Source organism: Metabacillus sp. B2-18 (assembly GCF_021117275.1).
Classification (GTDB): domain Bacteria; phylum Bacillota; class Bacilli; order Bacillales; family Bacillaceae; genus Metabacillus.
On record NZ_CP088245.1, the window covers coordinates 1,624,130 to 1,648,510 of the forward strand.

At 35.6% G+C, this 24,381-nt stretch carries 24 protein-coding genes; 22 read left to right on the forward strand and 2 right to left on the reverse strand.

All coding sequences use genetic code 11. The annotated features are described in order from the left end of the window. Positions 1-38 precede the first annotated feature (38 nt). The 19 genes from splB to LPC09_RS08255 all read left to right on the forward strand — a co-directional run bounded on the left by splB (position 39) and on the right by LPC09_RS08255 (position 20,849). On the forward strand, positions 39-1,067 hold the full coding sequence (gene splB, locus LPC09_RS08165) for a spore photoproduct lyase (protein ID WP_098797973.1): 1,029 nt from the start codon (positions 39-41) through the stop codon (positions 1,065-1,067). 119 nt (positions 1,068-1,186) lie between these two features. Next, on the forward strand, positions 1,187-1,972 hold the full coding sequence (locus LPC09_RS08170) for an SDR family oxidoreductase (protein ID WP_231309392.1): 786 nt from the start codon (positions 1,187-1,189) through the stop codon (positions 1,970-1,972). A 67-nt stretch (positions 1,973-2,039) separates the two neighbouring features. Then, positions 2,040-3,056 (forward strand): S66 family peptidase, encoded by a 1,017-nt coding sequence (locus LPC09_RS08175; RefSeq protein WP_231309393.1) that lies wholly within the window; start codon positions 2,040-2,042, stop codon positions 3,054-3,056. 38 nt (positions 3,057-3,094) lie between these two features. Continuing rightward, the gene (locus LPC09_RS08180) at positions 3,095-3,976 is read left to right on the forward strand and encodes an NAD(P)-dependent oxidoreductase (RefSeq protein ID WP_231309394.1); all 882 of its coding nucleotides are present in this window, start codon (positions 3,095-3,097) and stop codon (positions 3,974-3,976) included. Positions 3,977-4,225: 249 nt separating this feature from the next. Further along, the gene (locus LPC09_RS08185; RefSeq protein ID WP_231309395.1) at positions 4,226-6,310 is read left to right on the forward strand and encodes a peptidoglycan D,D-transpeptidase FtsI family protein; all 2,085 of its coding nucleotides are present in this window, start codon (positions 4,226-4,228) and stop codon (positions 6,308-6,310) included. Positions 6,311-6,445: 135 nt separating this feature from the next. Further along, complete coding sequence (locus tag LPC09_RS08190; protein WP_162987278.1) at positions 6,446-6,622, forward strand: hypothetical protein; 177 nt, start codon at positions 6,446-6,448, stop codon at positions 6,620-6,622. A gap of 153 nt (positions 6,623-6,775) precedes the next feature. After that, positions 6,776-7,984 (forward strand): acyl-CoA dehydrogenase, encoded by a 1,209-nt coding sequence (locus tag LPC09_RS08195; protein WP_231309396.1) that lies wholly within the window; start codon positions 6,776-6,778, stop codon positions 7,982-7,984. Between the two features lie 24 nt (positions 7,985-8,008). Further along, positions 8,009-8,782 (forward strand): SDR family oxidoreductase, encoded by a 774-nt coding sequence (locus LPC09_RS08200; RefSeq protein ID WP_231309397.1) that lies wholly within the window; start codon positions 8,009-8,011, stop codon positions 8,780-8,782. 46 nt (positions 8,783-8,828) lie between these two features. Continuing rightward, a complete protein-coding gene (locus LPC09_RS08205) occupies positions 8,829-10,442 on the forward strand; it encodes a long-chain-fatty-acid--CoA ligase (protein ID WP_231309398.1) in 1,614 nt (537 codons plus the stop codon). Positions 10,443-10,586: 144 nt separating this feature from the next. Next, complete coding sequence (locus LPC09_RS08210) at positions 10,587-11,150, forward strand: TetR/AcrR family transcriptional regulator (protein WP_098797981.1); 564 nt, start codon at positions 10,587-10,589, stop codon at positions 11,148-11,150. Positions 11,151-11,241: 91 nt separating this feature from the next. After that, the gene (locus LPC09_RS08215) at positions 11,242-12,126 is read left to right on the forward strand and encodes a 3-hydroxyacyl-CoA dehydrogenase family protein (RefSeq protein WP_231309399.1); all 885 of its coding nucleotides are present in this window, start codon (positions 11,242-11,244) and stop codon (positions 12,124-12,126) included. Further along, positions 12,126-12,530: an acyl-CoA thioesterase gene (locus LPC09_RS08220; protein ID WP_231309400.1), complete on the forward strand. Its 405-nt coding sequence runs from the start codon at positions 12,126-12,128 to the stop codon at positions 12,528-12,530. The genes LPC09_RS08215 and LPC09_RS08220 overlap by 1 nt, the downstream gene beginning before the upstream one ends. A 45-nt stretch (positions 12,531-12,575) precedes the next feature. After that, positions 12,576-13,640, forward strand: a complete 1,065-nt coding sequence (locus LPC09_RS08225) for a phosphotransferase family protein (protein WP_231309401.1) — start codon at positions 12,576-12,578, stop codon at positions 13,638-13,640. A 49-nt stretch (positions 13,641-13,689) separates the two neighbouring features. Beyond that, on the forward strand, positions 13,690-14,421 hold the full coding sequence (locus LPC09_RS08230) for a 2-phosphosulfolactate phosphatase (RefSeq protein WP_231309402.1): 732 nt from the start codon (positions 13,690-13,692) through the stop codon (positions 14,419-14,421). Beyond that, positions 14,418-16,166: an acyl-CoA dehydrogenase family protein gene (locus LPC09_RS08235; protein WP_231309403.1), complete on the forward strand. Its 1,749-nt coding sequence runs from the start codon at positions 14,418-14,420 to the stop codon at positions 16,164-16,166. Before LPC09_RS08230 ends, LPC09_RS08235 begins: the two co-directional genes overlap by 4 nt. Before the next feature lie 10 nt (positions 16,167-16,176). After that, positions 16,177-16,941, forward strand: a complete 765-nt coding sequence (locus LPC09_RS08240) for an SDR family NAD(P)-dependent oxidoreductase (protein WP_231309404.1) — start codon at positions 16,177-16,179, stop codon at positions 16,939-16,941. Between the two features lie 52 nt (positions 16,942-16,993). Next, a complete protein-coding gene (locus tag LPC09_RS08245; RefSeq protein WP_231309405.1) occupies positions 16,994-17,761 on the forward strand; it encodes an enoyl-CoA hydratase/isomerase family protein in 768 nt (255 codons plus the stop codon). Positions 17,762-17,773: 12 nt separating this feature from the next. Further along, entirely contained in the window at positions 17,774-18,757 is a 984-nt protein-coding gene (locus tag LPC09_RS08250) for a quinone oxidoreductase family protein (RefSeq protein WP_231309406.1), read from the forward strand. Positions 18,758-19,049: 292 nt separating this feature from the next. Continuing rightward, positions 19,050-20,849: a PAS domain S-box protein gene (locus LPC09_RS08255; protein ID WP_231309407.1), complete on the forward strand. Its 1,800-nt coding sequence runs from the start codon at positions 19,050-19,052 to the stop codon at positions 20,847-20,849. A 54-nt stretch (positions 20,850-20,903) separates the two neighbouring features. Here LPC09_RS08255 and LPC09_RS08260 read toward each other — a convergent pair whose 3' ends face one another. Beyond that, on the reverse strand, positions 20,904-22,052 hold the full coding sequence (locus tag LPC09_RS08260; protein ID WP_098797991.1) for an aminotransferase A: 1,149 nt from the start codon (positions 22,050-22,052) through the stop codon (positions 20,904-20,906). A 211-nt stretch (positions 22,053-22,263) separates the two neighbouring features. Here LPC09_RS08260 and corA point away from each other — a divergent pair, with 211 nt between their 5' ends. Both corA and LPC09_RS08270 read left to right on the forward strand, forming a co-directional pair. After that, positions 22,264-23,241 (forward strand): magnesium/cobalt transporter CorA, encoded by a 978-nt coding sequence (corA, locus tag LPC09_RS08265; protein WP_098797992.1) that lies wholly within the window; start codon positions 22,264-22,266, stop codon positions 23,239-23,241. Between the two features lie 82 nt (positions 23,242-23,323). After that, complete coding sequence (locus tag LPC09_RS08270; RefSeq protein ID WP_098797993.1) at positions 23,324-23,512, forward strand: hypothetical protein; 189 nt, start codon at positions 23,324-23,326, stop codon at positions 23,510-23,512. A 124-nt stretch (positions 23,513-23,636) separates the two neighbouring features. Here the strand turns inward: LPC09_RS08270 and LPC09_RS27315 are convergent, their stop codons facing one another. Beyond that, complete coding sequence (locus LPC09_RS27315) at positions 23,637-23,765, reverse strand: hypothetical protein (protein WP_255301634.1); 129 nt, start codon at positions 23,763-23,765, stop codon at positions 23,637-23,639. Between the two features lie 132 nt (positions 23,766-23,897). Between LPC09_RS27315 and LPC09_RS08275 the strand changes: the two genes are divergently transcribed. After that, the gene (locus tag LPC09_RS08275) at positions 23,898-24,374 is read left to right on the forward strand and encodes a DinB family protein (protein ID WP_098797994.1); all 477 of its coding nucleotides are present in this window, start codon (positions 23,898-23,900) and stop codon (positions 24,372-24,374) included. The last annotated feature ends 7 nt before the right edge of the window (positions 24,375-24,381 follow it).

A 24,381-nucleotide genomic window follows, 5' to 3' on the forward strand; every position in this document is an offset into this window, starting at 1 on the left:
TATAGAATCTTTGATTATATATAAAGGAAGGTACTATCATGATAAAACCTTTTGTTCCACAATTAGTTTATATAGAACCTAGAGCTCTGGAATACCCGCGTGGTGTTGAACTAAAAGAAAAATTTGAAAAAATGGGTCTTGAGATTAGAGAAACAACGTCTCATAACCAAGTCCGAAATATTCCAGGTAAGAACCACCTTCAGCAATATCGAACAGCCAAATCTACATTAGTTGTCGGTGTTAGAAAAACGCTCGAATTTGATAGCTCCAAGCCATCAGCTGAGTATGCAATTCCTTTAGCAACTGGATGTATGGGTCATTGTCATTATTGCTATTTACAAACTACAATGGGTAGTAAACCGTATATTAGAACATATGTCAATGTAGATGAAATACTTGAGCAAGCTAAGGATTATATGGAGGAGCGTGCTCCAGAAATTACACGGTTTGAAGCCTCTTGTACATCTGACATAGTAGGGATTGACCATCTTACTCATTCTTTAAAATCAGCAATTGAATTTTTTGGACAAACAGATATAGGAAGGTTGCGTTTTGTAACAAAATTTCATCATGTTGACCATTTATTGGATGCAAAACATAATGGAAAGACTCGTTTTCGTTTTAGCATTAATGCTGATTATGTTATAAAAAACTTTGAACCAGGAACATCTCCTCTTGATAAAAGAATTGAAGCTGCAGTAAAAGTGGCAAAGGCTGGGTATCCGTTAGGGTTTATTGTAGCTCCAATTTATATTCATGAGGGCTGGCAAGAAGGGTACAAAACACTCTTTGAAAAGCTGGATGCATCTCTCCCAGCAGATGTACGAGATGATATAACGTTTGAAATGATTCAACACCGTTTTACAAAGCCAGCAAAACGAGTAATTCAAAAAAATTATCCGAAAACGAAGCTTGAATTAAATGAGGAAGAAAGACGTTATAAATGGGGCAGATATGGGATAGGTAAATATATTTATCAAAAAGATCAAGAACAGGAATTACGTGATACATTAGAGGATTATGTGGATCACTATTTTCCAACTGCCAAGGTTGAATATTTCACCTAACAAAAAAACTCTCATCGTAACATTGATGAGAGTTTTTTTGTTATTTTTTAGCCTTCAACTTCATATTCAACTTCATATATATGGTAAAATTACTTTAATCATACATAAGGGGTGTAACTATGGATATGTCATTAAATGGTAAAAGTGCATTAGTTATTGCTTCCAGCCAAGGACTTGGTAAAGCCATTGCTCAAAAGCTTGCAGAACAAGGGGCAAATGTTATGTTATCTAGTCGGGATGAAGAAAAGCTAAAAAAAATAAAACATGAGCTTGGGCAAAATAGTCATGGACGTATTGAATACAAAGTATGTGATATAAAAAACAAAGAAGAAATAGAACAACTTGTTACTTTTACACAAACTGAATTTGGTGCAATCGATCTGCTTGTTAATAATGCAGGAGGTCCACCAGCAGGTACATTTGAAGAAATGACTGATGAAGATTGGCAGCATGCATTTGAATTAAACTTACTTAGTTATATCCGAATTATAAGAGAAGTGCTCCCCTATATGAAGAAAAGCGGTGGAAAGATCGTAAATATTGCTTCCTCCTCCGTAAAGGAACCAATCCCTGGTTTAATTTTATCTAATACTTTTCGAACGGGTATTGTCGGTTTAACAAAAACTCTGGCTTCAGAATTTGCATCATATGGAATTTTAATAAATACAGTTGCTCCAGGACGTATCTCAACAGATCGCGTCGCCTCTTTAGATGAGATTGCAGCAAAGAAACAAGGAGTATCAAAACAAGATGTTGAGGAAAGTGTAAAAGATAAAATTCCACTAGGCCGTTATGGGTTACCAGAAGAATTTGCTAATTATGCTACATTCCTCTTATCTGACTTAAATTCCTATATGACGGGTCAAACATTTTTAGTCGATGGTGGGCTGGTGAAATCAATTTAAATGATGATAAGGAGAAGCAAGCTTCTCCTTGTTTTTATATTTCTATTTTATAAAGGAGAGGGGAAATTTGATTTCATATCCAATTTTACAAAATGACGCAACAATTGGAGTAACAGCACCATCATCTGGGATTCCTGAAGAACTTCACTCAATGTTTAAACAGGCCTTAGTAAGCATGGAAAACAAAGGTTACAAAACACGTTGTGGTGAAACAGTGTGGACACAGAATAAAGCTAAATCTTCATTTGCTAAAAAAAGGGCGGATGAATTTATGTCCATGATGAAAGATAATGAAATTTCGCTTATTGTTCCCCCTTGGGGTGGAGAGCTCTTGATTGAAATTCTTGAACATATTGATTTTGATAACATGCAGAATAAATGGGTAATGGGTTACTCTGATACAAGTGCATTACTCCTTGCTATTACATTGAAAACAGGAATGGCAACAGCTCATGGAACAAATCTAGTAGATCTAAGAGGTGAATATTCTGATTCGACGACCGCAAAATGGGAAAGTGTTTTAACAACGAAAAAAGGAGAGCTGATTTTTCAGAATTCCTCAGAAAAATTTCAAAAGCAATGGGACCATAACAATCCTTCACCACATGTTTTTCATTTAACTGAAAAAACTGAGTGGAAGACTGTTTCTAATCATAAGGAAGAATGCAAAGGTCGTTTACTTGGAGGATGTATTGATATAATCCGACATCTGGTAGGTACACCTTATGGACAGGTTAGCAAATTTCAAGATTCTTTTTTAGAGCGCGATGATAAAGTAATTTGGTATTTTGAAAACTGTGAGCTAAATACAACAGATTTACGTAGATCTCTTGTTCAAATGAAACTAACAGGTTGGTTTGATTCTTGTTCAGGAATATTATTTGGAAGAAGTGCTGCCAATCAATCTGTAGACAATTATCACGTAGTAGATGTTTATAATGATTTGTATAGTGAACTTCAAATCCCGATTATATATGATATAGACTGTGGTCATGTACCACCACAACTAACATTGATAAATGGAGCATATGCTGAAGTGCTGGTTCAAAATGGAGAAGGAAGAGTTTCACAAATGTTTATTTAATAAGGGATTCGTTACTAGTACATTAAGGAGGAAGTTAGATGAAACAAACAATTGGCTTTATTGGTCTTGGTGTTATGGGGAAAAGTATGGCAAAACACATATTAGAAGCTGGATATCATTTGAACATCTATACTAGAACTAAGGAAAAGGCAGAGGAACTGCTATCTTTAGGAGCTGAATGGAAAAATACGGTTGCGGAGCTTTCGAATGAGTCTGATATTATTATTACAATGATTGGCTATCCGCAAGATGTTGAGCATGTTTATTTAGACGAAGCAGGTATTATTTCATCTTCAAGACCAGGTACATACATTATTGACATGACTACTTCTCAGCCCTCCTTGGCAAAGAGAATTTATGAACAAGCGAAACAAAAAAATATTTACGCACTAGATGCACCAGTGTCTGGGGGAGATATCGGTGCACGTGAAGCTCGATTAGCGATTATGGTTGGTGGAGATAGAGAGGCGTTTGATCATTGTTACCCGTTGTTTGAAAAAATGGGACAAAATACTGTGTACCAAGGAGGAGCAGGTTCTGGACAACATACGAAAATGTGCAATCAAATTGCGATCGCATCGGGTATGATCGGTGTTTGTGAAGCCGTTTCTTATGCAAAAAAATCAGGGTTAGATCCAGCTAATGTGCTAAAAAGCATTACAACTGGTGCAGCAGGAAGTTGGTCGTTAAGTAATCTAGCACCACGTATGTTAGAGGAAGATTATGAACCAGGCTTTTTTGTAAAACATTTTATAAAAGATATGGGAATTGCATTAGATGAATCAAACGAAATGGAACTTTTCACCCCAGGATTAAAGCTTGCACATGAGCTTTATGAGAAACTCGCTGAAGAGGGGAATGAGAATAAAGGGACACAGGCTTTAGTTAAGCTGTGGGATAAAGCGGAAGTTAATAACTAAAAATAATGTAGTTATTTGAAACTTTTTCGTTAAATATACGTCAATTAAAAGTGATGGAAAGGCAACGTGAAACTATTCATGTTGTCTTTTCTTTTTGACGGTATGGTATGTTTCCCATTACTTCATTTTCTTCACATGAATGTCATAAAGCAAAGCTACCTCTTCATTGATGATAATGGTAAAATAAAGGGTAACCTAAGAAAATAAGTTATCTTGAAATAGATATAAATTAATAGGAGGAAAGCGACTTTGACAGAACAAAACACAAATAAATCAGAAGAGCGGAAACTACGGAAGTCCAGATATGTCAGAATCAATGTGTTCTTTTTTCTTGTCTTTCTGTTGTTTGTCGCCCTTATCGTTCGCTTAGGAGTTGTACAAATTGTTCAGGGAGAAGAGTTTTCAAAGGAAGTCTCTAGAACAGAATCCGATTATGCAAGCTTACCTGCACCGCGTGGGAAAATGTATGATCGTTACAATCGTGTTGTAGTAGACAATACAAGGGTACCAGCCATCACATATACAGTTGATAAAACAACATCAGCTGAGGATAAAATTGAAACGGCGAAAAAGCTCGCAGAATATATTAGTTATGATAACGAATTCTTAACAGATGAGCTAAAAGATCGTGACATTAAAGATTATTGGTTAGCTTCTCACCCAACTGAGGCGAAAGAACTTCTTTCTAAAAAAGAACTTGAGCTGAAGCCTGCTGAAACATACAAATTACAAGTAGAGCGTGTGCCAGAGGACGAATTTAATACAATTAAGTCTGATCCTGAACAGATGGAGTTAGCTTACATCTATACACGCTTTTCTTCAGGATATCAGTACGAACCACAAGTTGTGAAATCACTAAACCTAACCGATGAGGAGGTATCACTCGTTGCTGAACATTTGGAGCAGCTTCCTGGAGTAGATGTGATTACTGATTGGGGAAGATCTTATCCATATGAATCACTTGGCTCTATTTTTGGTACTGTAACCTCTCCTGAGGAAGGTATTCTTCAATCTCGAGAAGATTATTACAAGGCAAGAGGCTATGCTAGAAATGAAAGAGTCGGGAGAAGTTATTTAGAATATCAATACGAAGATTACTTAAATCCTCGTAAAGCAAAAGTAGAATATATTTCAGATAAAGATGGTAACATCATTTCTGAAGAAGTTGTAGATGAAGGACAAAGAGGTTATGATCTGAAGCTTTCTTTTGATATGGAACTTCAAATGGAAGTGGAAAAAATTGTAGAAGAAGAATTACTTCAGGCAAGTAAAAGTCACTTTTTAATGGACCGGGCGTTTGTTGTAATGATGGACCCTTACCAAGGTGATGTATTAGCAATGGTAGGAAAACAATTAGATTCCAAAAACCGTAACAACATTATAGATTATCCTTATGGGACGTTTACTACTCAATATGAGGCAGGGTCCACAGTTAAAGGTGCGACTGTTTTAGCCGGATACCAGAAAGGAATTCCTATTGGAAAGGGATATTACGATACAAAGCTCTATTTTAAAGGAACTCCACCAAAAGGTTCATATTCAAATCTTGGTTATATGACCGATTTAAGTGCGTTAAAGCTTTCTTCTAACGTGTACATGTTTCATGTAGCCTTAGCAATTGCTGATCTTGAATATGTGAAAAATGGGCCGTTAAATGTATCAAGTGAGGATTTCCAAAGACTGCGAAATTATTTTGCACAATTTGGATTAGGTGTTCCTACTGGTATTGACCTACCACAGGAATCCTCTGGATTATTAAGTACACCGGATACAGCGGGTAAACTTTTGGATATTGCTATAGGTCAGTTTGACACATATACACCTCTTCAACTAGCACAGTATGTTTCGGCTGTTGCAAATGGGGGATCAAGGATTCAACCACGTATTGTCACAAGTATTCATACACCTGTTGAAGACTCAATATTAGGCCCTATTGCCGTTGATAAGTCTCCAAATGTGTTAAATAAAGTTAATAACACACCGGAGGAAATTGAGAGAGTTCAACAAGGTTTCAGGTTAGTTGTTACCTCTGGAACAGCTTCAGCTTATATTGATTATGATGTTGCTGGTAAAACTGGAACATCTCAAACCAATTACTATGGTCCTAAGCGAGAGTATTGGGGTAGAAAAACAAATAACTTAAACTTTATAGGATATTATCCTTCAGAGAACCCTGAAGTGGCTTTCAGTGTTGTTGTTCCGTGGGCTAGTAACGATAAAGATGCAGTTAATAAACACATTGCAAATCGAATCGTAAAAGCTTATATGGATTTACAAAAGAAGTACTTAACAACAACAGAGATTGAAACACAAGAAGTTACAGAAACTGAATAAACTAACACATTAGACATCAGTCTGTCATTGAACATGGCAGGCTGTTTTGTATTTTTAAAACAATAAATATGGAATCACACATAAATCCCTTCTCTTTTCACAAAATAACAATGAAAACGAAAGGGAGTGAACAACTTGGCAAAAAGAACAAAGAAAAATGACCCGCAGCAAAAAAACAAAAAAGGTTTTGATTCAAGTGTAATCGATTCTGAATTCAGTCATGAAGTAGGAAGTACTGACACGAATAAGATACACAAAGATAAAGCGAAGAAAGAAAAAGCTTCTAAAAACAATGGTGAATATAAAGGATAAAAACTTGGTGCTCACCAAGTTTTTTTGTTTAAACAAATCTTAGCAAAGTGAGTTTTTATAGATTTAATGTTGATAATTTTATTAGTTTCATTATATGATAGATATAGAAACATACCGACCGGTTAGTTGGTGTGGGAGAAGGAGTGAGATTGATTGAATTTTTCTTATTCAGAGAAGGTAATATCACTTCAAGAGAAACTACATACTTTTATGGAAGAATATATTTATCCTAATGAACAATTGTATGAACAACAGTTAGGTGAGCAACAATCACGATGGACAACAATACCTCCTATTATGGAAGAGCTCAAGGACAAGGCAAAGGCACAAGGTTTGTGGAATTTATTTTTACCAGAAAGTGAATATGGGGCAGGTCTTTCGAATATCGAATATGCTCCGTTATGTGAAATTATGGGAAGGTCACTTATTGCTCCGGAGGTTTTCAACTGTAATGCACCTGACACCGGCAATATGGAAGTACTAGTTCGGTATGGGACAGAAGAGCAAAAGCAACAGTGGCTTATGCCATTACTAGATGGAAGGATTCGTTCTTGCTTTTCAATGACTGAGCCTGAAGTTGCTTCAGCTGATGCGACAAATATTTGTGCAACGATTGAAAAAGACGGAGATGAGTATGTGATCAACGGCCGTAAGTGGTGGTCCTCGGGTGCGGGAGATCCAAGATGTAAAATAGCCATTGTTATGGGAAAAAATGATTCTGAAGCTCCAAAGCATGAACAGCAATCTATGATCTTAGTACCACTAGATACTCCAGGTGTAAAAATCGAACGTGTTCTGCCTGTTTTTGGATACGATCATGCACCACATGGTCATGCAGAAATTTCTTTTCAGTCGGTTCGAGTACCAGCAGCAAATATGATTCTAGGAGAAGGAAAAGGCTTTGCTATTGCTCAGGGAAGATTAGGTCTTGGAAGAATACATCACTGTATGCGTTTAATTGGAGCAGCAGAAAGAGCACTTGAACTTTTATGTAAGCGCGTACAAAATAGAGATGCTTTTGGAAAAAGCCTTTCGCAGCAAGGTGTAATTAGGGAATGGATTGCTGACTCTAGAATTGAAATTGAACAAGCGAGATTATTAACACTAAAAGCGGCTTATATGATGGATACAGTTGGAAATAAACAAGCTAAAGCAGAAATCGCCATGATTAAGGTTGTTGCCCCTACTATGGCATTAAAGGTACTAGATCGTGCCATTCAGGCTTTTGGAGGAGCTGGTGTGAGTGAAGATTTTCCATTGGCAGCTCAATGGGCAAATGCAAGAACACTAAGAATAGCTGATGGTCCAGATGAAGTTCATCGCGCACAGATAGGAAAGCTTGAATTAAAAAAATATCAGTAGACAGTAAGTAAGGAGGGAATGAATTTGCATATTAAGGATTTATTTGATTTATCAGGTAAAACAGCTGTTATTACAGGTGGTGGAAGAGGACTCGGAGAACAAATTGCAGAAGGATTTGCAGAAGCTGGAGCTAATATTGTTTTATGCTCACGAAAAGAAGAGGCATGTGTTGAAGTCGCAAATCGTTTAGCCGAAAATGGCGTTCAAGCACTTGGTCTTCGGTGTGATATTACTAAAAAAGAGGATATTACCTATGTTGTTAATGAAACAATGAAACGATTTGGACAAATAGATATTCTCGTTAATAATAGCGGAGCAACATGGGGAGCTCCTGCCGTAGAGATGCCACTAGAGGCATGGCAGAAGGTAATTGATGTAAATGTGACCGGAACATTTTTAATGAGCCAAGCGGTTGGTAAAGAGATGATCAAACAAAAAAGTGGAAAAATCATAAATATTTCATCTGTTGCCGGGCTAGGGGGAACAGATCCCAATTTAATGGACACAATCGGGTATAACACAAGTAAAGGAGCTGTTATTACTCTTACAAAAGATTTAGCCGCTAAATGGGGACAGTACAATATTAATGTAAATGCTATTGCTCCAGGATTTTTTCCAACAAAAATGTCTAAGGTGATCATTGAGCATGGTAAAGACCATTTTCTTTCAGGAACACCTCTGAAGCGATTCGGATCAAATCAAGATTTAAAAGGGGTTGCTGTATTTTTAGCATCAAGAGCCTCAGACTTTATAACAGGTGATGTACTTGTTGTCGATGGTGGTACACATGTGTTATAAAACTAGCTTTATCGTTTTCTATCATTTTTCTTTTGGAGGTATGTAAATGGAAAACAATCAAAAGTGGTTGGCTAAATATCCTAATTCAGTGTCTAATAATGTTGATCTTCCTCATATTTCTTTACCTGAAATGCTACAAAATACAATTAATAAATATGGGAAGCATGAGGCAATTTCTTTCTATGGTAAGAGATTTACGTATCATGAAGTGGCAAAAATGGTTTTTGCCTTTACATCAGCCCTCCAACAGTCTGGTGTGCAAAAAGGTGATAGGGTTGCAATTATGCTGCCCAACTGTCCACAGTATGTTGTCTCCTATTACGGTGCCTTAGGTGCTGGTGGAATTGTTACTCAGCTCAATCCTATGCTTGTTGAAAGGGAGCTAGAGTACATTTTAAATGATGCTGGTGCTGAAACAATTGTTGTTTTTGACAGTATTTACCCGAGAGTAAAGTCTATTCAGTCAAAAACACAGTTGAAAAATATCATCACTGTTAGTCTTCAACCTTCTGGAAACATTCAGGAAGAGGATGACACATTTGAGAGTTTTCTAGCTAAACAGAACGGTCAGGTTTTACCAGTTGATATTGAGCCGGAACATGATATCGCGGTTTTACAATATACGGGAGGAACGACTGGACGTTCAAAAGGGGCTATGCTGACTCATAGAAATGTTGTTGCAAATGCTGTGCAATCTTATGAATTTTTTAAAGAAGAAATTATTATGGGACAAGAAAAATGTTTGACAGTCATTCCATTATTTCATGTTTTCGGAATGTCTAGCTGCATGAACCTTACCATCTTGTGTGGAAACTGCTTAATCATGCTCCCGAGATTTGATTTAGAGGAAGTGCTACAAACAATTAAGAAGGAACAGCCTACAGTATTTCCAGGCGTACCAACGATGTATGTAGCAATTACTAACCATCCAAAAGCTGAGGAATATGGAATTGATTCAATTAAAACGTGCAACAGTGGAAGTGCTCCAATGCCGGTTGAGTTGTTGAATGAATTTGAAAGAAAAACTGGTGCCAAAATTTTAGAAGGCTATGGGCTTTCCGAGGCTTCACCCACTACCCATTGTAACCCGCCATTTGCAGAAAGAAAGGCTGGTACTGTTGGGTTAGGGTTGCCTAACACTGCATATAAAATAGTGGATGTAGCAACAGGTAAACAGGAAGTACCAATTGGAGAGCTGGGAGAACTGATTATTAGTGGGCCACAGGTGATGAAAGGCTACTGGAATATGCCTGAGGAAACAGCTGTTACACTTAGAGATGGCTGGTTGTTTACAGGTGATATTGCAAGAATGGATGAAGAAGGCTATGTTTCCATTGTGGATCGAAAAAAAGACCTAATTATTGCAAGCGGTTACAATGTCTATCCGAGAGATATTGAAGAAGTTCTCTATGAACATCCTAGCGTTCAAGAAGCAGTTGTCATTGGTATACCTGATGAGTATCGAGGGGAAACGGTAAAAGCATTTATTGTCTTAAAATCAGGGAAAACAGCAACAGAAGAGGAAATGATTGAATACAGCCGTAAACATTTGGCTACTTATAAAGTTCCGAGGTTTATTGAATTTCGGAAGGAATTACCTAAAACAAATGTCGGAAAGATTTTAAGACGTGCTTTGAGGGAAGAAGTATTAAAACAATAAAGAATTCAATCTATTTTACTGATAACTGAAAGGAAAAAATACTTGAATTTAACCATAGTTAAAACTGATGATAGCTCTAAACAAAGACGTCTTAGCCTATGGTATAATCTGAAAAAAGTAGAATAGATTGAGAGGATATGAAAAATGAAAGAGAAAATAAGAGAGCAAAGTATTCAACTATTTGCAACAAAAGGGTTTAAAGAAACATCCATCCAAGATATTGTAGATGCTCTCAATGTCACTAAAGGAACTTTTTATTATTACTTCACTTCTAAGGAACAGCTATTAATGGATATACATTTACAGTATATTGATGATTTGTTAGAAAAACAGGAAAACATCATTAAAAACGAATCCATGAATTGTAAGGATAAGTTGTATAACATCGTTTATATGCTCATTCATGATATTGAAAAAGAAGGATTAAGTGCAAAGGTGTTCTTTCGTGAAATGCGTAACCTTAATGAAGATCATCTTACATTAATAGTCCCGAAAAGAGATCAATTTCGAATTAATATCCAAAAATTATTAGATGAAGGTATTGAACAAAACGAAATTCGCTCTGATTTACCGACAGATATTGTAACACTTAGTATATTAGGAATGACTAACTGGAGCTATTTTTGGTTTGATCCTCAAGGTAGGGCATCAGATAAGGACGTTTCAGAGGTGTTTATTAAAGTGTTATTGGAAGGATTGGCTGTGTAGTTGCCTGATGATGCAAGATTAACTTGCATCATCAGAAAAAAATTTACAAAAAACATACCGACTGGTTAGTAAGTGAAGGGAGGATTTATTCATGTTGAAAAATCAAGTTAGATCAATTTGTGTAGTTGGGGCAGGACAAATGGGTCATCAAATTGCCATGTTAAGTGCATTAGCTGGATTTGAAACAGTTATTCAAGATGTAAATGTAGATGCTCTTCAAAAAGCAGAATCAACTCTACATACAATAATGGACAAATGGGTAGCAAAAGGGAAAATCAGTATTGAAACCAAGGAGCAGGCTTTCCAAAGATTAATATTTTCAACTGATTTACTGGATTCTGTGCAAGATGCAGATTTTATTATAGAAGCAATTGTTGAAAAATTAGATGCAAAGCAAGAATTGTTCCGTAAGCTTGATGAATATGCAAAGCCAGAAGCAATCCTAGCTTCAAATAGTTCAACAATTGTAAATTCACTCTTAGCTGATGTAACGAATCGTCCTGATAAGGTTGTGAATATGCATTTCTTTTTTCCACCCCTTGTGATGGATTGTGTAGAGGTTGTGAAAAGTGAAGAAACATCTGAGCTTACAGCTCATATGACGATGTTTGTTTGTGAAAAAATGAATCGAACGGCCGTTCTTTTACAAAAGGAGATTTCAGGATTTATTGCAAATCGAATTTTAGGGGCATTACAGCGTGAAGCCGTTTATCTGTATGAAAACGGTTATGCAGATTTTAAAGATATTGATCTTATTTGTAAAAAGGCTCTAAGTCATCCAATAGGACCATTTGAATTAATGGATTTGTCGGGAATCGATGTTGGTTACTTTGTTATGCAACAAAGATTTTCAGAAACTGGTGATCCGGCGGATAGACCTGCTGCATGTATTGAGGAAAAAGTAAAGCAAGGCCATTTAGGAAGAAAAACCGGTAAGGGTTGGTATGAGTATAAGAAAGAAGAGGTCAGAGGCTAATGAAGCATGAAACATTAGTAAAAGTTCGTTTTTGTGAAACTGATGCCTTAGGACATGTAAACAACACCAGCTTTTTTATTTATTTGGAGGAAGCACGGGTTTTATTTTTTGAAAGCATTGGTTATTCGATGAAAATGGATGGCTGGGAATTTATTCTTGCTTCTACAAAATGTGATTTCATTGGGCAAGCTTTTTTTAATCAAAAACTAAAGATCGAAACAGAGGTTAGCAAAATTGGCAATAAAAGCTTTCATTTAGCTCACTCCATTATTGATGATGTAACAGGTGAATTGGTTGCTAGAGGTGAGGCAATCATTGTTTATTTTAATTTTGAAATGCAAAAAAGTATGCCAATTCCGAATGAGTTAAAAGAAGCATTACAAAGTCATCATACCCTTATTTAAATTAGTAACGATCTAGTTTATATCCTATTAAAAGGAGTGAAAATCATGAGTGATATAATTCCAGTCAGAAGTGGAGAGGAGCTTAATGATAAAACAGTTAAAGAATTTTTAATACATCATTTTCCGCAGCTTTCTGAAGAAGATCCCCTAATCATTAATCAATTTGGAACAGGTGCTTCAAATTTAACGTATGAGCTTAAGCTAGGAAACTGGGAAGGAGTGTTAAGAAGGCCACCACTTGGTCCTGTTGCACCTAAAGCTCATGATATGAAACGAGAATTTAAAATTTTGAGTGCCCTTCACCCTTTGTTTTCACCTGCACCGAAACCGTATCTGTTTTCAGAAGACGAAGAGGTGGTCGGAAGTCCATTTCTTATTATGGAAAGAAGGCATGGAATATTGTTAAATACTGATTTTCCTCCCGATACTCCGTCTTCACATGAGCTTGGAGAAAAGTTAAGCGAAATGATGATTGATACTCTTGTTCAGCTTCACCAAGTTAATTATAAAGGAACAGTTTTAGAAGAACTGAGTAACCCTGATGGCTTTTTGGAACGTCAGGTTTATGGTTGGATAAAGCGATATCACAGTGCAAAAACAGATGATATTAAAATAATAGATGAATTAACAAATTGGCTAGTAAAAAATATTCCTTCTTCACAAGAAGCCACGATCATACATTATGACTTTAAATTCAACAATGCATTATTCTCTCATGATTTTAGTCAACTAACTGGATTGTTTGATTGGGAAATGACAACTGTTGGTGATCCATTAGCAGATGTTGGTGCAGCGTTAAGCTATTGGTGTCAGAACGATGATCCGGACCTATTGAAATATGGACTTGGTAAGCCACCAATAACAGTTAAAGAAGGATTTTATACTAGAAATCAATTTATCGAACGATATGCTGCAAACAGTGGCCGTGATTTGTCACAAATCCATTACTATATGACATTTGCTTATTTTAAGCTAGCGGTCATTTGTCAGCAGATTTATTATCGTTATCATAATGGGCAAACAAATGATAAACGGTTTAAAGACTTTCATCTATATGTGAAAACACTTATTGAGCATGCTGTATCTGTAAGTCGAGAAAAGGCAAGGTGAACTCAGGTATGGGCGTTAGGAGATCTCCTTCAAGAAAGGGGTGTAAAGGGTGACAAAGGTACATGTGATCATGAAAAAAGAAGAAATTATTGAGGAGAAAATGGAGGGGAATATTGCAATTGTTATCGATGTCTTACTGGCAACCTCAACAATCACCTGTGCACTTGTGGATGGGGCGAAAGCGGTTATTCCTGTTCATAATGCAGAAGAAGCTCGTGTAGCCTCAAATCTTATCAGAGCAGAAAATCACATACTAGTTGGAGAATATGAGGGGAAAACAATTGAGGGTTTTTATGATCCAATGCCAACCATTTTAAAAGACAGCATTCAAGGCAAGCATATGATCTTATCTACAACAAATGGAACAGTAGCAATTAATAAATCAAAAAAAGCAAATAAAATTTATATTTGTTCTCTATTAAATGGAAAAGCAGTTGCAAATACAATTACTCATTTTCATAAAGATGATTCTATTATTATTGTGTGTTCTGGATCTTCAGATCAGTTTTGTTTAGAAGATTTTTATGGAGCGGGGCATCTTATCTATCATTTACAAGAAAAGATGCATTTACAGCTAACAGATTCGGCTAAGGCAGCTCGACTTTTTTATGAAAGCAATAAATCTGTTGCTGAAACGATTCTTCTTTCATCAAGGGTAGGAGAAATGCTTGAAAAATATGGATTCATTGATGAAGTGAAAGTTGTTAGCCAAAAAGATTGCTTTGAAATTGTTCCATTTTTTGACGGAGAAAAAATTATAGCAGGGGGAGAGTGTGTATGACTTTACTAGCTAATAAAGGCGGTAGCTTTTTATATGACTATGATTTACCTTTAAATCTATTTACTCCTGAAGATGTAACAGATGAACAAAAAATGATTGAAAAAACGGCAAAACAGTTTGTAGAAAAAGATGTAACACCTGTTAGAGAGAGAATTGAAAATCAAGATTTTGATAAAGTAGTAGAGTTGTTAAAAAAAGCCGGTGAGCTTGGACTCCTTGCACACAGTGTACCGGAGCAGTATGGTGGGCTAGGTCTTGACAAGGTTAGTAAAGGTATTGTTGGAGAAGTTGTCGGAAGGTCTGGTGGATATGGTGTTGCCCATTCAAATCATACATGTATCGCTACTCTTCCGATCACTTATTTTGGTACAAAGCAACAAAAAGAACGTTACTTACCTAAATTGGCTTCAGGAGAATATCTTGGTGCATATTGCTTAACGGAGCCGAATGCGGGTTCAGATGCTCTGGCGTCACAAACAACTGCAAAACTAAATGACCAAGGAACTCATTATCTGTTAAACGGTACAAAACTTTATATTACAAATGCAATATTTTCAGATACATTCATTGTATATGCGAAAGTAGATGGTGATAAATTTTCGGCCTTTATTGTTGAAAAGAACTATCCTGGAATTTCTTTAGGACCTGAGGAACAAAAGATGGGTATTAAAGGTTCCTCTACAAGAGCTGTTATTTTAGAGGATTGTCTAGTTCCTAAAGAAAATCTATTAGGAGAAATCGGGAAAGGTCATGTTATAGCTCTAAATGTTCTAAATTTAGGGCGGTTTAACTTAGGATCTGCGTGTGTAGGGGGTGCAAAGTATGCATTAGAACTTGCACTTTCTTATACAAAACAGCGGATTCAATTTGGTAAATCAATTGCAGATTTCCCTGCCACAAAGGAAAAAATAGCCCTGATGTCAGCACGTATATTCGCCGCTGAGTCTATTCAATATCGAACTGCAGGGTTGCTCGAAGAAATTCTAGGTAACATAACAGAAGATGAAGATATCACAGCTATCGGAAAGAAATTAATGGAATACGCTACAGAATGTGCCATCTGTAAAGTATATGGATCTGAAACACTTGATTCAGTCAGTGATGAGGCTCTTCAATTACACGGTGGGGCAGGCTTTATTAAGGAATATACGATCGAGCAAGTTTATCGAGATTCACGTATTAATCGAATTTTCGAAGGAACAAATGAGATTAATCGCTTGTTATTACCGACCCATTTATTTAGAAAAGCTTTAAAAGGAGAAATTCCTCTAGAAGAGATGATTCAAACAGCGATTCAAAATTTGGCCGTGAACCCAAGTCAAGATAATGGGGAGTTTTCTCAGGAAAAGGCGGCAATAAGCGCAATGAGAAACGTTTTTTTAGCTTGTATTGGAGCTGTTTATGAGCAATTCGGCGAAAAACTTTTTGATGAACAAGAAACACTAATGAAATTATCAAATATAGCAATAGAGCTTTATGCAGCTGAATCGACTCTTGCTAGGTCAATAAAGCGGGATGATCGATTAAAAAGGTTACTAGCAAGAACAGTCTTGGAACAGTCACTGCTTTCTGTTGAAGTCATGTCAAGACAACTTGTGAATGGCGTGGTAAACGGTAAAAAAAGAAGCTTATTTATACAAATGATAACGAGTCACCTTCAATCAGTTGACGTTACGTCAACGGTAGAAGAAAAGCGTGAAATTGCACGGGCTCAATTTGAAGCTGAACGATTTGTAACGAAATGAGGTGCTGTTAATGAGGTTTTTAAATAAACTTGCTGTTATTACCGGAGCTGGGAGTGGAATTGGAGAAGCAACAGCGATACGCTTAGCTAAGGAAGGAGCAACAGTTGTTTTAGTAGGAAGAACAAAAGAAAAGCTTGAAAAAGTTGCTAGAATTATTAATGAATCTAAAGCTTGTGAAAAAGCTATTCCATACCCGGCCGATGTGACTTCTGAGGATAGTATAAAGAAACTTGCTATTTTTTTAGAAAGCGAATATCCATCACTTGATATTGTTGTAAACAACGCTGGAGGCTCATCAAAATCTACCATTCTTGAAACTACGGAAGAGCAGTGGGACACAGTACAGGCTGTTAATTTGAAAAGTATCTTTTTAGTTTCGAAACATCTCGGGAAACTAATGAAAGAACAAAACTTAACAGATTACCGTTCAATCGTAAATGTTGCTTCATTATCGGGGTATAAGGCTGGTGCTCAAATTCCACATTATAGCTCGGCAAAAGCTGGGGTTATTAATTTTTCAAGAGCCTTAGCATTAGAGCTTGCTCCTTATAAAATTCGTGTTAATTCTGTTTCACCTGGATTTGTTGAAACACCGTTAACTGAGAAGGGGTTGGAAAATGAGGCTTTTGTAAAAGCGATTAAACGTAGTACTGCGCTTGAACGCGTTGGGCAACCTGATGAAGTAGCAAATGTAATTGCTTTTGTTGCATCTAATGAGGCTTCATATATGACAGGATCAGATGTGTTGGTTGATGGAGGCTGGCTTATTAAATAACGGTATGCCAATTCAAAGGTTTTTACTAGTTTATTAAAAAGGAGTCAATCAAATGAGTGATTTATTGATAGAAAGAGAAGGGGCAGTGTTAACTCTTTGTCTTAATAGACCTGAAAATTTGAATGCTTTTAGTGCAGAAATGATTAGAATGTTAACAAAAACATTTCAAGACGCTCAACTTGATGAGGAAGTACGTGTGATTGTATTGAAGGGATCGGGGCGATCTTTCTCTGCCGGTGGAGATGTAAAAACAATGGGAACATCAACTGGTTCAGAGGTTTATGAACATATTGGTCAATTAAATGAATGCATTAAAGCAATGACAGAACTTGAAAAACCAATTATTGCGGCTGTACATGGTTTTGCAGCAGGAGCAGCTTTTAATTTGGCATTAGCTTGTGACATGATTTATGCATCAGAAGAAAGTAAATTTGTCATGAGCTTTTCACAAGTAGGATTGATATCTGATGGTGGTGGATTACACTTTCTTCCAAAAATAATTGGACCTTATCGGGCAAAAGAGCTCTTCTTTTCAGCAAAACCAATAACTGCTCAGCAGGCTTACCAATACGGGATTGTTAACGAGCTTATTCCGTTAGATGAATTATCAAGCCGTGTGGCTGCAATTGCTAATGAACTTTCACAAGGTGCTGTAAGAGCATACGGACTCATGAAAAAAATTATTCATTCTGCAGGTTCATTAGAAAATGTGTTGGAGATAGAAAGAATTACTCAAACGTATATGATTCAAACGGAAGATCATAAAGAAGGTGTTAAAGCATTTAAAGAAAAACGGAAACCACAATTCAAAGGGAAGTAGGAGGATATTAAGATGAAAGCTATTCAATTTGAACAATATGGCGGACCTGAGGTATTAAAATATATAGATTTAGATTATCCAAAACCAAGAGATTTTGAGGTTGTTATAAAAATTGAAGCAATAGGTGTAAACTATGCAGACACAGCAAGAAGAGAGGGACAGTATGTAGTCGATACACCTCTTCCTTATGTACCAGGCTCAGAAGTCGCAGGTACAGTGGTCGAGGTGGGCAAGGATGTTAAAGGAATTTCGGTTGGTAGCCGAGTTGTTACATTACTAAGCTCACGAAAAGCTACGGGTTATGCTGAATACACAGTTGCGGATGGAAGAGCACTTATTCCAGTGCCGGACAATGTGGAGTTTAGTACAGCTGTAGCCTTACCGTTACAAGGGCTGAGTGCTTATCATATATTAAAAACAATGGGAAGACTAGAGAAAGGAGAGACGGTATTAATTCATGCAGCAGCAGGTGGGGTTGGAACATTAGCTGTACAACTTGCTAAATTGTTTGGAGCTGGGAAAGTTATTGCTACCGCAAGTACAGATGAAAAACTGGCATTAGCAAAAGAACTTGGAGCTGATGTTCTAATCAATTATACAAAAGAGGGATGGGAAAAAGAGGTATTAACCGCAACAAATGGAGTTGGAGCGGATGTTGCATTAGAGATGGCAGGTGGAGATGTTTTCCGAAAAACACTGGATTGTTTAGCACCTTTTGGTCGGTTAGTTATTTATGGGGTTGCCAGTGGAGAACAAGCTAGATTATATCCTTCATCTTTAATGGCAGAAAATAAATCGGTCATTGGCTTCTTTTTACCGGGAATTATGAAAAAACAAGAGTTGTATAGTAGTAGCTTAACAGAACTATTAACATATGTTAACGATGGAACACTCTTACTTAAAATAGGTGGAGTTTTCCCTTTAGAAAAAGCAGCAGATGTACATCGTCTACTTCAAAGTAGGAAAACTCAGGGGAAGTTGGTATTAGTTCCATAATCTAAAGGATATTTTTTGCTACAAAACGTGGTAAACTTCAGCAGTATGCATTTAATTTTTATCTACAAAAAAGTCGGAAATTCCGGCTTTTTTAACTTTATTGTCATAATTCACACCCTATATCATATATTAATTTTGTCGAGGTTATTTTTCATATATTGACAAACTTTTATTACTATGTACACTTATTTTAAAGGTATAAACATTTATATATGTAAATTCAATAGGAATATGTTCGTTATATAAAACTAATGTACTAGTATAGAGGTCATGAAAAAGGGGAAGGGAAGCAATGAATAGTGAAATAACAAATCAAGAGGAAGCTATACAAACACTGGAACTTTATGCTGTTGTATCCTCAAATGGGAGATTTCAATACATTTCTTCTAATTCTTTTGAATTAATAGGCTACACAAGTACGGATCTAATTGGACGATATATAAAAGATTTTATTCATAATGAAGATTTATTTTTAATAGAGAGTTATTTTTATAACGAACATCATTTATATCCATGTTCCATACGATTTTTGATGCAAAATGGTAGATATATTTGGCTAGAATCAAATGCTGATTTTATCCGAAGTAACATCCAAAAAGAAGGACATGATATTATTCTCAAGATGAAAGCATTAACACCTCATTCGATTAATGATACGGCTACCGTTGAAGATCAATCGAATGATGTAATAAATGAACATGATGAATGGGCTATATTACAGGATTTACCTACACCAGTCTTTATTTCTAGGAAAGGTAAGTTACTCTTTGTAAACAAGGCATTCCAAGAGTTGTTAGGTGCTAGATCTTCGGATCAATTAATAGGTAAGCATACGTTTGATTTTATCGATGAATCTTTTCATTCGGTTATTAAAAATAGAGAGTCGCGGTTACATAAAGGAGAAAGAGTAGGTATTATTGAGGAAACATGGCGCAGGATTGATGGGCGTGAAATAAATGTAGAGATTATGGCATCTTTAACAAATGTTGATGGGGGACAAGCAGAAATTGTCATATTAAATGATATCTCATCCCGAAGGAATTTCCAAAAAATTCTTCAAAAGAGTAGGGAACGGTATCAGCGTTTAATTGATAATTCGATTGATACAATTGCAGTTATTCATAAGGATCAATTTGTTTTCATGAACGAGTCTGGTATTAAGCTTTTTGATGCAGAGTGCTACCCTGACTTGTTAGGGCGGAATATATATGATTACCTACATCCTAATGACCATCAAACAATGAAAAATACATTGAAAAACATACAAGATGGGGTTGCTGATGTTCAAGTAACAAACCAATCTTGGTTAATTTCCAATGAAAAAAAGGTTTTTACAGAAATGGTTTGTATTCCAACTACATATTTTGGTGAGCAAGCTGTTCAAGTTATCCTTCGTGATATTTCGTATAGGAAAAAAACAGAGGAGCTCATGTTGCGTTCTGAAAAACTATCTATAGCAGGCCAATTAGCTGCTGGAATTGCCCATGAAATACGAAATCCATTGACTGCGATTAAGGGATTTTTACAAATTATGCATCCCGATTTAGAACATCACCGTCAATATTTGAATATTATCTTTTCTGAGCTGAATCGAATTGAGATGATATTAAGTGAACTTCTTGTTCTTGCAAAACCACAGGAAACAAAATTTAAAAAAACGAATTTAATTACCTTATTAAACGATGTAGCGATGCTACTTGAAACACAAGGTAATATGAAAAATGTTGCTATTGTTCAAAATCATGACAATCAATCTTTATCAATTAATTGTGATGAAAATCAATTAAAGCAATTGTTTATAAATTTATATAAAAATGCTATTGATGCGATGCCTAAAGGTGGAAAAGTATCGGTATTAACAAAAAAATCAAATCATAATGTTCAAATTATTGTTAAAGATGATGGAGAGGGAATTCCTCCAAGCGTTTTAAAAAGAATAGGTGAGCCGTTTCTTACAACAAAAGAAAAAGGTAACGGATTAGGTTTAATGATAAGTTATAAAATCGTTGAAAATCATAATGGAAGTATGTTGGTCGATAGTCAACAAGGAATAGGGAGTACTTTCACCATTACATTACCTTTTATAGAATAAGCAAAAAAGAACCAACGGATAATATTCGCGTTGGTTCTTTTTGTAAATGAGCTACTACAAACTTTTTAAATAATCTTCGATTCGATCCATAGCTTCAATTAATTGTTCCATGGAATAGGCATAAGACAGCCTTACATATCCTTCACCATATGTAGAAAAAGCACTGCCAGGAACAAGGGCAACTCCTGCTTTTTCAACAAGTGAAAGAGCAAATTCAAAGGAAGTTTGTTCAAACTTCTTAATACTTGGAAAAAGATAAAAAGCTCCATTAGGCTTTATCACATCAAATCCCATTTTAACTAAACGGTCATAAACATAATCTAATCGCTCTTTATATGCTGTTTTCATTTCTTCTGCATCATTCAATCCAATTGTTAATGCTTCATATGCTGCTTTTTGAGAAATCGATGTGGCACAGGAGACATTATATTGGTGAACTTTTAATAAATGTTTTGCTACAGAATGTGGTGCAAATAACAAACCAATTCTCCAGCCCGTCATACTGTGAGATTTCGAAAGACCATTGATAACAATTGTCTGCTCTCTTAGATATGAAGCAATTGAGTTGTGTGTCCCGCTATAAACTAATTCACTATAGATTTCATCAGATAAAACAAAAATATTTTTCCCTCTTAAAAGGTTTGCAATTTCCTCAAGTTCTTCACTACTAAGTGTGGCACCTGTAGGGTTTGATGGATATGGGAGAACAATACATCTTGTTTTTTCTGTTATGTAAGAAGCTAGCAATTCAGCAGTTAACTTAAAATCATTTTCAGTTGTATCTACATAGACTGGAACACCACCAGCCAATTTAATAAGTGGTTCATATCCAGGATATACAGGACTTGGTAATATTACTTCACTGCCTTCTTCTAATAATGTTCGGAAAGTACAATCAATTGCTTGACTAGCACCAACTGTAACGATAACTTCATTTTCAGGAGAGTAGGTTAGACCGTATTTTTTTGAGACAAATTGGCATGCCGCTTCACGAAGCTCAAAAAATCCAGCATTGTGCGTATATGTCGTAAAGTCATGCTGAATAGCAGTTACACCAGCATTTTTTACATGGTTAGGTGTTGTAAAGTCCGGTTGACCAATAGTTAGAGAGATAACATTCTCATAGTCAGCCACCATGTTAAAGAACTTTCTAATGCCTGATAATTCAATTTCCTTAACTTTTGAGTTAACCAAATGCTCCATACTAAAAAACCTCCTATAAAATCTTTTTTAAGCATCAAAATTACTAATCATATTGTGTAGAAGGTTAGTAAATTAATGAATGCAAAAATAAATGAACTAAAAAGTTTCATAACAGTTATTTTACCATTTTTCTTATACAAGTCATCCTTTTCTAACTCGTTTAGTCAATCTACAGAACGGGAATAGTAATAGAGAATGTAAAAAGAGGGTAGTGAAGAAATTGATTAGAACTTTAGCAATAACAACAGAGGAAGAGGTTGTCTATGACCTACCTCTGGGTGAACTAAAAAAAGGAAACATAGAGTGGTATTGGGTTGACTTTCAAGAGCCAACCGATGATGAAGTGAAAAAGCTATCATCTTTTTTTCATTTCCACCCACTAGCAATTGAAGACTGCTTAGAGTTTGTTCAAAGACCTAAAATGGATTTTTATGACCATTATTTTTTTGTTGTCATTCATTCCATTAACCAAAGTACATTAGAAGCGGATGAGATTGATCTTTTTGTTTCAAATCGCTTTATCGTTACTTTTCATAAAAACCCTGTTAGGGATATAACAAACATATGGCAACGTGTAAAAAAAGAAATAAGCCTTCAAAAAAGCCCAATGCAAATCTTGTATCAAATCGTTGACAAGATTGTTGATGAATATTTTCCTCCTGTTTACAAATTAGAAGATTCAATAAATCAGGTAGAAGATAATACTAGTGATCAAACAATAAGTGAACTAATGGAACAAGTATTTGATATTAGATCAGAGTTAAATAAATTAAGAAGAACCATAGTCCCGATGAGGGACCTTCTCTATCGAATCATCTCCTCATCAAGGCTCAATTCACTAAAGGAAAAGCATATTTATTTTCAAGACATTTATGATCACTTGTTAAAGCTAGTTGAAATGATTGATGCTAACAGAGAATTATCTTCTGATATACGTGATAGCTATTTATCAATAAGTTCTGATCGCATGAACAGAGTCATGATGACGTTAACAGTTATGTCTTCAATTTTTCTGCCTTTAACGTTTATTGCAGGAGTTTACGGTATGAATTTTCAATATATGCCTGAATTGACGGGGAAATATAGCTATTTTATTGTGCTTGGACTTATGGGCATAATCGGACTTGGTATGGTATTGTTTTTTTATAAAATGGGATGGTTTCGATTTCATAAAGGAACAAAATTGTAACGACGGACAAATATCTCTTGAACTCTACGTACTATGTAGTAAGATACAATTAGTACTTATTTACTAGAAGAGGTGGTAAATGATGAATGATATGAACTCATTATTAACCGAAGAAGAACAAAAAATCATTACGAAATTAGAATCAGAAATGCTTTTTGCCCTTACTGTCTCACATATGACTTTTTATAAAAATGAAATCCAAGCAATCATTTCACAGGCAAAACGTAGACATTCCTTTCTTGAGAAGCTCGAAAAAGAAGCATTAGTATAAAAAAGAGGTTCCTTCTGGACTTGAGAAAAAGTCTTAATGGGAACCTCTTTTTTATTTGAGTGATAATGACTATCTTCCTAAGTAATCTTTCATAAGGAATATGATAGGTCCTTTTGTTTAGTTCTTATTGATTACGAGGGCGTGTTTTTTCTGCCTTTTTATTTGTAGAAGTAAGTTCTTTTGAGAACTCAGGGTCTGTTAAAGGTTTTGCTGTTTGAAGACCTGATTTTGAACGTACATTTCTCTTTGTCATGTAATTGCCTCCTAATATAATGTAACAATACCCTTTTATTTTTAACGAATCATATCATTTTATTTTAACAATTTCTACCTTAATGGAGGTATGATATAAGAAAGGTGTTTCTAAAAAGAGGAGGTTTCATTAATGAATAATCATAGTTTAAGTATTGCTTATCACAAGTGGGCAACTTTAAAGGTGGTAGGGCATATCCAAACCTTACCTAAAGAGATCCATAAACAAGAAATAATAAGTGTGTTCCCCTCATTATTTGATACACTCTTACACATGATAGAGGTAGATGAACTATGGCTATCAAGAATAAAAAATAGAGAAATTAGCATAAATGAAAATAACACAATCGAACAACTATTTGAAAATTATGTAGCGTTACTAAATGAATATGAACAACTGGAACATGATGTTTTCGATCAATTAGTTACATATAAAAGTTCAGAGGGAATAGCATATGAAAATACATGTTATGAGATCATTCAACATGTAGTAAACCACGGTACTTATCATAGAGGAAATATTTCAGCAATGTTAAGACAATTAGGTAATAAAACAGTATCTACAGATTATATTTATTTTCTTAGAGAGAGCGTGGACATAGAAAGGTAACTAGGAG